General features: G+C 62.4%; 9 protein-coding genes. 7 read left to right on the top strand and 2 right to left on the bottom strand.

Translation table 11 applies throughout. From position 1 onward, the window contains the following. Window positions 1-8: 8 nt before the first annotated feature. A complete protein-coding gene (locus RYZ20_RS12160; RefSeq protein WP_317673853.1) occupies window positions 9-797 on the bottom strand; it encodes an exodeoxyribonuclease III in 789 nt (262 codons plus the stop codon). Between the two features lie 51 nt (window positions 798-848). Beyond that, window positions 849-1,712, bottom strand: a complete 864-nt coding sequence (locus RYZ20_RS12155) for a MurR/RpiR family transcriptional regulator (RefSeq protein ID WP_317673851.1) — start codon at window positions 1,710-1,712, stop codon at window positions 849-851. 146 nt (window positions 1,713-1,858) lie between these two features. Between RYZ20_RS12155 and RYZ20_RS12150 the strand changes: the two genes are divergently transcribed. From RYZ20_RS12150 to RYZ20_RS12120, 7 genes are all read left to right on the top strand, one after another. Next, window positions 1,859-2,815 carry a TAXI family TRAP transporter solute-binding subunit gene (locus RYZ20_RS12150; protein ID WP_317673849.1) on the top strand — a complete coding sequence of 319 codons (957 nt, stop codon included), beginning with the start codon at window positions 1,859-1,861 and terminating at the stop codon, window positions 2,813-2,815. Window positions 2,816-2,886: 71 nt separating this feature from the next. Beyond that, on the top strand, window positions 2,887-5,520 hold the full coding sequence (locus RYZ20_RS12145) for a TRAP transporter permease (RefSeq protein WP_317673847.1): 2,634 nt from the start codon (window positions 2,887-2,889) through the stop codon (window positions 5,518-5,520). Between the two features lie 10 nt (window positions 5,521-5,530). Next, on the top strand, window positions 5,531-5,956 hold the full coding sequence (locus RYZ20_RS12140; RefSeq protein ID WP_317673845.1) for a universal stress protein: 426 nt from the start codon (window positions 5,531-5,533) through the stop codon (window positions 5,954-5,956). Window positions 5,957-5,959: 3 nt separating this feature from the next. Further along, window positions 5,960-7,285, top strand: coding sequence for an aspartate aminotransferase family protein (locus RYZ20_RS12135; RefSeq protein ID WP_317673843.1), 1,326 nt, complete (start codon window positions 5,960-5,962; stop codon window positions 7,283-7,285). After that, window positions 7,282-8,052, top strand: a complete 771-nt coding sequence (locus RYZ20_RS12130; protein WP_317673841.1) for a beta-keto acid cleavage family enzyme — start codon at window positions 7,282-7,284, stop codon at window positions 8,050-8,052. Before RYZ20_RS12135 ends, RYZ20_RS12130 begins: the two co-directional genes overlap by 4 nt. 65 nt (window positions 8,053-8,117) lie before the next feature. Continuing rightward, complete coding sequence (locus RYZ20_RS12125) at window positions 8,118-9,263, top strand: HPP family protein (protein WP_317673839.1); 1,146 nt, start codon at window positions 8,118-8,120, stop codon at window positions 9,261-9,263. Window positions 9,264-9,511: 248 nt separating this feature from the next. Next, complete coding sequence (locus RYZ20_RS12120; protein WP_317673837.1) at window positions 9,512-11,977, top strand: sensor histidine kinase; 2,466 nt, start codon at window positions 9,512-9,514, stop codon at window positions 11,975-11,977. Window positions 11,978-12,003 lie beyond the last annotated feature (26 nt).

Here is a 12,003-nt window from a genome sequence, read left to right as displayed (position 1 = left end):
CGCATCGTTCAAAGATCAAATGTCGCAAAGACGGGGGCGTGATCAGAGGGCTGCTCCCATCCGCGGGCATCGCGCAGGACGCGGCTGGAATGTGCCGCGCCCGAAATATCGGGCGTCGCCCAGACGTGATCGAGGCGCCGCCCCTTGTCGGCGGCATCCCAGTCTTTCGCGCGGTAGCTCCACCACGAATACAAAAGCCCTTCGGGAATATCCTGCCGCGTCACATCAACCCAACGCCCCGCATCCTGCACCTGAGCCAGATGATCGACCTCGATCGGCGTGTGCGAGACGATTTTCAAAAGGGACTTGTGGTTCCACACATCATCCTCGCGCGGCGCAATATTCAGATCGCCCACCAGAATGGATTTCTGCGGCGCATCCGCATGGAAGGCATCGCGCATCTCGGTCAGAAAATCGAGCTTCTGGCCGAATTTCTCGTTCTGCCCGCGGTCGGGAATGTCCCCCCCTGCGGGCACATAGAAGTTGTGGATCGTGACGCCATTCTCAAGCTGCCCCGCGATATGGCGCGCATGCCCAAGGTTTGCCCAATCGCGCGCACCTGCCTCGACCATCGGCAGCTTTGAAAAGATCGCGACGCCGTTGTAGCCCTTCTGCCCGCGCGCCACCATCCAGCGGTAGCCCAGAGCCTCGAACAGCTCGGTCGGGATTTTCTCGACAGGGCTTTTACACTCTTGCAGGCACAGGACATCCGGCGCCTCTTCGCGCATCAGCTTGCACACAAGTTCGGCGCGCAACCGCACCGAGTTGATGTTCCAGGTGGCCAGCGTAAAGCTCATGATACTCTCCCCGTCAAAGCCGCGCGATACTGGCCAGAGAGCGGGTAAAGTTCAACCCGCCTGATTGCTGAAATAGCCGCCGTGGCTGGTGATCGTCTCCTCGAACCGCGCAACCTTGGCAACCGATGCCGGGCTGCGCGCCGTCATCGCGGTCAGCAACAACTCTGCCGTGATGAAAGCGGTCGTCAGCGAGGGCATAAGCTGCGGCCCCCCCATTGGCAGCTTGATCACCTTCCACGCCCCCTTGGCGATGGGCGAGCGGTAACTGTCGGTCAGCGCCAGAATGCGCGCGCCGGTCTCGCGCGCGACCTGACAGGCGCGCACCACCTCTGAAGAATAGTGCTCGTAGGTGATCGCGACGATAATATCCTCGGGGCCGGAGGCCGATACCTGATCGAGGATCGCGCCCGGCATACTTGGCACCGGCACAAAATTATCAAACGCCATCGCGCCGACATAGCTGAAATAATGCGCGACACTGAAGCAGCTGCGCACCCCCACTGAATAGACGCGGCGCGCGCCCAATAGCGGCTCGACACAGCTTTCCAGCATCGCGCGCGCCTCGGGGGTGAACAGGGTCTCGACGTTCGACCAGTTGGCTGTCAGCGTCTCGCTCCAGATGTCCGCGCCCGATTTGCTGTTCAACGCACGGGCGCGCTCGCTATAGCGGGGGGGCGCGGTCAACAGGGTCTGCACATCGTGGCGGAAGGCGTCGTAGCCATCATACCCCAGCTCGCGTGCAAGCCGCGTCACCGTGTTCGCATTCACCCCCGCCATGCCCGCCAGACCGCGAATCGACTGGAAGGCAACGTCGTTCAGGTGATCCAGAACCCATGCGGCAAAGGCTGACAGGGTCGGCGTGCCCCGCTCGACCACATCCAGAAGCGCCCCCCTGATTTCCTTTATTTTATCCATGTCTTCCCGCCATTCGCGCCCCGCTTTATCCGTTATCACAGCCCCGCGAAATTCCAAAATAATACATTTGCATTATTTTGTGCTAAAATATATCACAGTCGCATTATTGCCGAGTCTGAACGGCAAGGACAGGAGAGGAGTCCCACATGAAATTCGTAGCTTTCGCGACCGCGGCGGCCCTGGCTTTCGCAGCCCCCGCAATGGCTGAAGAGTTCGTCTCGATCGGCACTGGCGGCGTGACCGGCGTCTACTATCCGACCGGCGGCGCGATCTGCCGCATGATGGCCAAAACCCGCGCCGAGCACGGCATCCGCTGCGCCGTCGAATCGACCGGCGGCTCGGTCTACAACATCAACGCTGTCCGCTCGGGCGAGCTTGAGTTCGGCGTTGCACAGTCCGACTGGCAGTTCCACGCTTTCAACGGCACCTCGAAATTCGAAGAGCAGGGCAAGTTTGACGACCTGCGCGCCGTCTTCTCGATCCACCCCGAGCCCTTCACCGTCGTCGCCCGTGCCGATGCCGGCATCAAGAACTTCGACGACCTCAAGGGCAAGCGCGTCAACGTCGGCAACCCGGGCTCGGGCCAGCGCGGCACGATGGAAGTGCTGATGGAAGCTCTTGGCTGGACCATGGCCGATTTCGCCGTCGCCTCGGAGCTTCAGGCCGGCGAGCAAAGCCAGGCGCTGTGCGACAACAACATCGACGCGATGGTCTACACCGTCGGCCACCCGTCCGGCTCGATCCAGGAAGCCACCACCGCTTGCGACGCGACGCTGGTCAACGTGACCGGCCCCGCAGTCGACAAGCTGGTCGCGGACAACCCGTTCTACCGCACCGCCACCATTCCGGGCGGCATGTATCGCGGCAATGACGCCGACACCACGACCTTCGGCGTGGGCGCGACGCTGGTTTCCTCGGCCAAGGTGCCGGACGAAGTGGTCTATCAGCTTGTGAAAGCCGTGTTCTCGGACATCGACGCCTTCCGCGCGCTGCATCCGGCCTTCGCGAACCTTGATCCGGCGGAAATGGTGAAGGACGGCCTGTCGGCTCCGCTGCACCCCGGCGCAGAGCGCTATTACCGCGAAGCCGGTCTGATCAAGTAATCGACCGCGTTAGATAAACAATAAGGGCCGCCGCACAGACGGCGGCCCATCTGATTTCCGGGGGGCCATCCATGACAAACGAAACAACCAAAGCGGATCGCAATTTCAGCGACGAAGAACTTCAGGATCTGGTCGCAAGCACAGATACCGGCGGGCGCAACCCGACCAGCCGGACGGTTGCATTGCTGATTTCGGGCCTCGCTTTCGCGTGGTCGCTGTTCCAGCTCTGGATCGCGCAACCGCAGCTTTGGTTCGCGCAATGGGTTCCCGCGCTCAACTCTTCGCAAACGCGGCCCGTGCATCTGGGCTTTGCAATCCTCCTGGCTTTTCTTGCCTATCCGGCGATGAAATCCTCGCCGCGGGATCGTGTTCCGCTGGCTGACTGGGTTCTGGCACTCGTCGGTGCGGGCAGCGCATTTTATGTTTTCCTGTTTTCGCGCGAGCTGGCCGAGACCGCCCGTTCGGGCCTGCCCACCAGCGCGCAGATCGTCATCGGCTCGGTCGGGATCGTGCTGCTGCTCGAAGCATCGCGCCGCGCGCTTGGCCCCGCACTGACCGTCGTCGGCGCGGTGTTTCTGGCCTATGCCTATATGGGGCAAGGCTGGCTGATCCCCGATATTATCGAGCATTCCGGCCTATCCTTCACCGCCATCGTCAACGCGCAATGGCTTGATACCACGGGCGTGTTCGGCATCCCGCTTGGTGTGTCCACCGCCTTCGTGTTCCTCTTCGTGCTGTTTGGCGCGATCCTCGACAAGGCGGGCGCGGGCAATTATTTCATCCAGCTTGCCTTTGCAGGGCTTGGCGCACTGCGCGGCGGCCCCGCCAAAGCGGCCGTGGTCGGCTCGGCCATGACCGGCCTCATTTCGGGGTCTTCCATCGCGAACGTGGTGACAACCGGCACCTTCACGATCCCGCTGATGAAGAAAGTCGGCTTCTCGTCGGAGAAGGCGGGCGCGGTCGAGGTGGCCTCGTCGGTCAACGGCCAGATCATGCCGCCGGTGATGGGGGCCGCCGCCTTCCTGATGGTTGAGTTCGTCGGCATTTCCTACGTCGAGGTCATCAAACACGCCTTCATTCCAGCGGTGATTTCCTACATCGCGCTGGTCTATATCGTGCACCTCGAAGCGCTGAAACGCGACATGCCCGCCCTTGGCCCCGCGGCCAATCTGGGCCGCATGTTCCTCAAGATCGCGATCGGCTTTGTGGTTTCGGGCGCGGCCTTTACCGCGCTGGTCTGGCTGGTCAACACGCTGCGCGACGCGGCTCCTGCGCTGTCCGAAGGGGTCATCCTTGCGGGCATCATTATCGCCTATGTGCTGATGGTGCGCACTGCGGCCAAGCACCCGGACCTGACGCTGGACGACCCGAATTCGGGCAAGTTCACCCTGCCGACCGTGGCCGAGGTCTTCCCCACCGGCCTGCATTACCTGCTGCCGATCCTCGTGCTGGTCTGGTTCCTGATGATCGAGATGCAGTCGCCCGCCAAATCCGCCTTCTGGGCTGTGGCGGTAATGCTGGGCATCGTCCTGACGCAACGTCCCCTCAAGGCCATGTTCAGAAACGAGCACACCGGCACAGCCTTCCGCGAAGGCGTCAACGACCTTGTGGATGGCATGATTACCGGCGCGCGCAACATGATCGGCATCGGCGTGGCAACGGCAGCGGCGGGGATCATCGTCGCGACCGTCACAAAAACCCCCATCGGGACCGAGCTTGCGGGCCTTGTCGAGATGCTCTCGGGCGGCAACCTGTTCATCATGCTGGCCTTGGTGGGCGTGTTCTCGCTGATCCTTGGGATGGGGCTGCCGACAACTGCGAATTATATCGTCGTGTCCTCGCTGATGGCATCGGTCGTGGTGCAACTGGGCGCGCAAGAGGGGCTGATCGTGCCCCTGATCGCGGCGCACCTGTTCGTGTTCTACTTCGGCATCATGGCCGATGTGACCCCGCCCGTCGGTCTGGCGAGTTTCGCCGCCGCCGCCGTTTCGGGAGGCGATCCGATCCGCACGGGTTTTACCGCCTTCTTCTATTCGATGCGCACGATCGCCCTGCCGTTCCTGTTCATCTACAACCCGACATTGATCCTTTACGGCGTCGATCTGGGCACCACGGCGGGCATCTTGCAGGCGATTATGGTGTTCTGCGTCGCGACCGTTGCGATGCTTCTGTTCGCCGCCGCCACGCAGGGCTACTTCCTTGCGCCCTCGAAGAAATGGGAAAGTGCGGCGCTCCTGCTGGTCGCCTTCACCCTGTTTGTTCCGGGGTTCTGGCTGGACCGTATCCAGCCGCGGTTCGAGGAACTCCCGCCCGTTGAACTGGCGCAAGCCTTTGACAGCACCCCTGCGGGGGAGACCATCCGCTTTGTCGTCTCCGGCCCCAGCTATGTCGATGGCAGCCCGACGAAACTGACCATCGTTCACACTGTCACGGCGGACGAACCAGCAAGCGGGCGCGCCGATGCGGCAGGGCTGATGCTTCTGCCCGAGGGGGATCGCCTGTTCATGGACGAGCCGATGTTCGGCACGGATTATCAGCAGCAGCTTCAGGGCTTTGATTTCTACTCTGACCCGCGCGTCGAGGTCTCAAGCCTGCTGCACCCCGCCGACCGGATGCCCAAGCAGATCATGTGGCTCCCCGCGCTGCTGCTTCTGGCGCTGGTCGTAATGTTCCAGCGTCGTCGCCAGACGAAACCCGCGTTCTAAGGAGGCCGTCATGTCCAAGACCATTCTTCTTCCGATCGACCTGAACAACCCCGATGTTTCCTCGGCTGCGCCGCTGAACGAGGCGCTGATGATGCTGGATGGCGGCAAGCTGCATGTGCTGTCGGTCGTGCCCGAATTTGGCATCGCGCAAGTGTCGGGCTTTTTCCCGAAGGGCCACGAGAAAGAGCTGCTCAACAGCGTCGGCGCGGCGCTGAAAGACTGGGTGAATACCAACGTTCCGGCTTCGGTCGATGTGCACCCGCATGTGGTGCATGGCACGGTCTATGACGCGATCTTGCGTGTGGCCGACAAGCTGGCGGTGGATGTGATCGTGATGGGCGCGCATCGCCCTGATCTTGCCGATTACCTGCTCGGGCCGAATGCGGCGCGGGTGGTGCGGCATGCAAAACAATCGGTTTATGTCGTAAGGAACTGACAAATGAGCCATATCTTCGGGCGCTCGACACGCGGCCAACTGCCCTTCGCCGTTCAGGGCGACGGCTGCTACCTGATCGACGCATCAGGCAAGCGTTATCTGGACGGATCGGGCGGCGCGGCGGTGTCGTGCCTTGGCCACTCGAACGCGCGCGTCCGTGGGGCGTTGCACGATCAGCTTGACCGCGTGGCCTTTGCGCATACCGGATTTTTCACCAGCGAACCGGCCGAAACGCTGGCCGACCGTCTGGTCGCCGCTGCCCCCGACGGGATCGAGCGGGTTTATCTGGTGTCAGGCGGGTCCGAGGCGGTCGAGGCGTCGCTCAAGCTCGCACGGCAGTATTTCATGGAGATCGGCCAGCCCGGTCGCCACCGCGTCATCGCACGCCGCCAAAGCTATCACGGCAATACGCTTGGCGCTCTGGCCGCTGGCGGCAACGAATGGCGGCGCGCGCAATTTGCGCCCTTGCTGGTCGAGACCTCGCATATCGCGCCGTGCTACGAATATCGGAACCGCGCCGAGGGCGAAACCGTCGAAGCCTACGGCCTTCGCGTCGCCAATGAACTGCAAGCCGAGATCGAGCGCCTTGGCCCGGAAACCGTGATGGCCTTTGTCGCTGAACCCGTTGTGGGCGCGACCGCCGGTGCCGTGCCAGCCGTGACCGGCTACCTCAAACGCATCCGCGAGATTTGCGACACCTACGGGATTTTGCTGATCCTCGACGAGGTGATGTGCGGCATGGGCCGGACGGGGCATCTGTTCGCCTGCGAAGAGGATGGCGTGGCGCCGGACATGATCACCATCGCCAAGGGGCTTGGCGCGGGATACCAGCCGATCGGTGCGTTGCTGGTGCAGGGAAAAATCTACGATGCCATCGCGGCGGGGTCGGGGTTCTTCCAGCACGGGCACACCTATATGGGTCACGCGATGGCCGCCGCTGCCGCCAATGCCGTGCTGGACGAGATCGAAACCCGCGACCTTCTGGCCCGCGTGCGGGTGCAGGGCGCGGCGCTGCAAGCGGCGCTGACCGACGCGCTTGGGCAGCACCCTCATATCGGTGACATCCGCGGGCGCGGCCTGTTCCGCGGCGTCGAACTGGTGGCGGATCGCGAGACGAAAGCACCCTTTGATCCCGCCCGCCGGATCAACGCCCGGATCAAGGCCGCCGCATTCGAGGCGGGGCTGATCTGCTATCCGATGGGCGGCACGATTGACGGTGTGAATGGCGACCATGTGTTGCTGGCGCCCCCCTTCATCATCGAGGACGCGCAGATCGACGAGCTGGTCACGAAACTTGGCGGCGCCATCGACAAGGCTCTGTCAGCATGACTCCCCTGCCCCGCATCATGGTCGCCCCGAACGGGGCGCGCCTGACCCAGGCCGATCACCCCGCCCTTCCCGTCACGATCCCCCAGATCGTGCAATGCGCGGTTGATTGCGTGGCGGCGGGCGCGGACGGGCTTCATGCCCATGTCCGCGACGCCGAACAGCGTCACGTTCTGGACGCGGGTCTTTATACCGAGCTGCTGGCGGAACTGGACACGGCTCTTCCCGGCCTTTTCGCGCAAATCACGACCGAAGCCGTCGGCCGCTACACCCCCGCCGAACAGCGCGCGCTGGTCTATGCGGTGCAGCCCAAGGCCGTATCGGTCGCCGTGCGCGAGATGTGCGCGGGCGAGGCGGAGGCCGACCTGCGCCGCTTTTATCATCACTGCGCCGAGGCCGGAACGGCGGTGCAACACATCCTTTATGACCTAGCGGACATTCTCGCCCTTGCCGCGCAGATCCGCGCAGGCGTGATCCCTCCCGATGCGCTTCAGGCGCTGATTGTGCTTGGTCGCTATAGTGCGGGGCAGGTTTCGGCCCCCTCCGATCTGGATGCGCCGCTGGCCGCGCTTCTGGCCACCTTCCCCGAGGTCGACTGGGCCGTCTGCGCCTTTGGCGGGCAAGAAACCGCCTGCCTGAGCGCAGCCATCCGCAAGGGCGGCAAGGCCCGCATCGGGTTCGAGAACAACCGCCTGAACACGGATCTCGGCCTAGCCACTTCGAACGCCGAGCGGGTGTCGGAGCTGATCGCCACCCTCGCGCAACCATAATTCCACTCTTGCACTTCTCCCCGCACACTGGAAACCTGTGGACCCACACAGGAAAGGCGTGCGCGGTGCATCTGTTACGTTCTCTTGGCCCCGCAGTTGCAGGGGTCTCGATCATCGAGGCCATCCGCGCAGGCGCAGGTGCGATAGTGGGCCTTGCCGTTGCGGGTCTGTTCCTGCTCTCGCCCGATATTGATCTGGAAACGGGCCTATACCTTGTCGCCCCCTTCGGCGCGAGTTCGGTTCTGCTGTTTGCCGTGCCCAACAGCCCGCTGGCGCAGCCATGGTCCGCCATCATCGGCAATACGGTTGCCGCGCTGGTCGGTGTTGCCGTTTGCCTGAGTATTCCTGACCCCGCGCTGCGTATCGCGCTGGCCGTCGGCCTGGCGATCACCGCAACCATCCTGTGCCGCGCGGTTCACCCGCCCGCAGGCGCCGTTGCCATGACCGCCGCCATGAGCCCCGAGGCGATAGACCGGCTTGGCTTCTGGTTCGCACTGACCCCCATCGCTGCGGGAACGGTCTTGCTGGTGCTGATCGCCACCCTCTACGCGCGGCTTACCGGGCGGCATTATCCGTTTCGCCAGTTTGCCGATCCCGGCCGTCACGGCACGACGGATCGCAATCCGTCCGAGCGTCTTGGCCTTTCCGAAGACGAGCTGACCGGACTTCTGGAACGCTACCGCCAGTCGTTCAATCTGGGTGTCGAAGATCTGGCGCGCCTGATCGGTGCGGCCGAGTTGCAAGCGGCGAGCCATGCCACCGGCCCGCTTCTGACCAAGGACATCATGTCGTGCAACCTTATTACGGTGCACCCCGAGACACCCCTTTCCGAAGTCGCAGATCTGTTCCGGCGACACCGGTTCACCTCGCTTCCAGTGATCGGGGCGAATGCGCGGTTCCTGGGTGTGATCTTCCAGATTCATCTGATCGCACAAGCGCGCGAGGACGCGCTGCGCCTTGATCGGGGCTTTATCCCGGCCCTGCGCCGTCTGCTGGAACGCAACCGCGACAAACCTGTAAGCGCGGGCGACATCATGTCGGTCGCAGGCCCACGAACCACGGGAAACGCCCCCGTCAGCACGCTCTTGCCGATGATGGCGGATGGCGAGGTCGACGCGGTTCCGGTGCTTGACGGGAGCCGCGTCGTCGGCATCGTCACCAGAACAGACCTGATTGCAGCGCTGGCACGGCAGGCGATCCGGCACGAGTAGCCACCAGCCGCATCCGGAATCCGGCTACCTAACGAGCCACATTCGCGCCTTTCGAATGCGACACAGCGACCAAAAGTTAACTTCTGTCGCACTCTTTCGTTGACTCATCTCCCCAAGCGCAGAAATAAGAAACGGGCTGGGACAAAATTAACTGTTCATCGGCCATCGTTCTATCCAGGTGCACGACTGTCGGTATCAGAAAGCTTGGTCCGGGCGACTGCGCCGCGAAACTACAGGCGTGCCCCATTATGCGTTCGAAACCCCGTATCCCCTTGGCGAAATGGCTGTGGAACTCTTACCTGCGGGCGGCGCTTATTCCGCTTCTGGTGATCGAACTCTCGTTTCTGGGGCTTTACTGGGCCGCCAACCAGTTCACCTATGCGCGCAAAATCGACGTGGTGTCCGAGCTGTCCAGCCGCGAGCTGAGCGGGCTTGCCGAAAACGGCGCCCAGACCATCGCCGAGCAGCTTGGCGGCATTTCGAACCTTTCGAGGGTTTATGCCGAACAGACCGCCCTGGCGCTGGCGCAACCTGCGGACCCAAGCGATGCGGATAAGGCCAGCGTCCAGTATTCACCCGATGGTGTGTTCTACACGCCTGCCGATACCGGCGGCTCGGCGGTCTATTACAGCGGTTTCTTCCCTATCGGCGAGGCCGAGCAGGATAAAGTCTGGCGCACCGTGCGGCTTGATCCTTTGATGAAATCGCTGGTCGCAGCCAATCCGATGATCGCGCAGGTCTATTTCAACACATGGGATTCCTATAATCGCATCTACCCCTATTTCGACGTTATCAGCCAATATCCCCCGAAAATGGATATCGCCTCGTATAACTTCTACTACGAAGCCGATGCCGAGCATAATCCCGCGCGCGACGCGGTCTGGACCGATGCCTATGTCGATCCGGCCGGGGCGGGCTGGATGGTGTCGTCGATCGCGCCGGTCTATCTGGGCGACAAGCTCGAGGCGGTGACCGGGATCGACGTGACCATCGGCACCATCGTCGAGCGCATTCTCAACCTCTCGCTGCCTTGGCAGGGCTATGCGCTGCTGATCGGTCGCGACGGGACGATCCTTGCGATGCCGGAAAAGGCAGAGGCCGATTTCGGGCTGAAAGAGCTGAAGAGCCACAGCTATCAGGAAGCCATCAAATCGGATACGTTCAAGCCTGACGATTTCAACATCCTGAAGCGTGCGGATACCGCCGCCCTTGCCAGCGCGCTGAACGGCAGCTCTCATGGCTCGCTGACGGTTGACCTGAACGAGCGGATGGTCAGCGCGTGGTCGGAAATCCCCGGCGCAGGCTGGAAGGTTCTGGTGTTGGCCCCCGAGAGCGAGATTTTCGCCGAAGCGAACCAGCTTCGCAAACGGCTTGATCTGGTGGCCTGGCTGATGGCCGGAAGCCTTCTGGTGTTCTACCTCGTGTTTTTCGTGTTCCTCTGGCGGCGCGCCAGACAGATGAGCCACCGGATCAGCGCGCCCCTCGAGGAAATCGCAGAGCAGTTCTCAAACCTGACCGAGAAGAACGCGGTCCCACCCGATCCGGACTACCAGATCGAAGAGCTGCAATGCGTTGGCGAAAACCTTGTCACCGCCAGCAAGAAAATCGACGCGGCCAGCCGCGCCAAATCGCAGTTCGTCGCCAATATGAGCCACGAGTTGCGCACCCCGATGAATGGTGTGATCGGTATGTCCGAGCTTCTGGCCGATACCGACCTGAAGCCCGACCAACGCAGTATGCTCGAAACGATCCAGCACTCGTCGGACCTGCTTTTGCAGACCATCAATGATGTGCTCGATTTCTCCAAGATAGAGGCCGGGCGGCTATCGTTGGACACCAGCATCGTCGACACGCTTGGCGAGATGGAATTTGTGTGCAACACCGTGCGCCCGCTGGCCGAAAGCCAGCAGGTGCGGATGCAGATGAGCTTTACCAAAGATGTGCTTGGCGCGATGGAGGCAGACCCGATCCGCCTGCGCCAGATCCTGATCAACCTGCTCAGCAACGCCGTCAAGTTTTCGGCCAATCTGCCCGGGCGCACTGGCGAGGTCACGCTGCACGCGCGCCGCGCATCGGCAGACGAGATCGCCTTCGACATTATCGACAATGGCATCGGCATGTCCGACGAAACGCTTGGCCTTCTGTTCCAGCCTTTCTCGCAGGCCGACGCCGGCACCACGCGCCGCTATGGCGGCACCGGGCTCGGCCTCGCGATTTCGCAAGACCTGGCGCAGCTGATGGGCGGAGAGATCTCGGTTATAAGCGAGCAAGGCACCGGATCGACCTTTACGCTACGGTTCCCAAGCAAGGCCTTCCCATCCCATCAAAACGACCCCGTGGTCACAGGCGCCAGTATCCTCACTCACATAGATGACCGCGCGAACTGCGCGGCGATCAGCGAGTTTCTGCGACACAACAGGCTGCAAGTAACCCCGGCGCCGCAGTTGGAAGAGTTGCTGCGGGTCGCAGAGAATGCCGGAGCGGGGACCGTTGTCTTCATCGCTCAGGCGGACGGGGAAGCGAACGATCTGGTGATCAAGGCGCTTACGGCGATCAATCCGGGCCTGCTTTACATCAGCGCCGTTGCCGATCGGAAGGATCTGGGAGGAGAAGCACGGTTCAATCTCCGTAAGGTGCTGCGCTTCCCGTTGCTGCCCTCGGACCTCTGGCAAGCTCTGCGCGATCTCACCGACGGCAGAAGCCACGCAGTTTAACACAGCCTGACGGGACACATCGGGCT

This window comes from Pseudothioclava alba, assembly GCF_033100795.1.
Taxonomy (GTDB): Bacteria; Pseudomonadota; Alphaproteobacteria; order Rhodobacterales; family Rhodobacteraceae; genus Pseudothioclava.
This window is presented reverse-complemented; position numbering and strand designations above follow the sequence as displayed.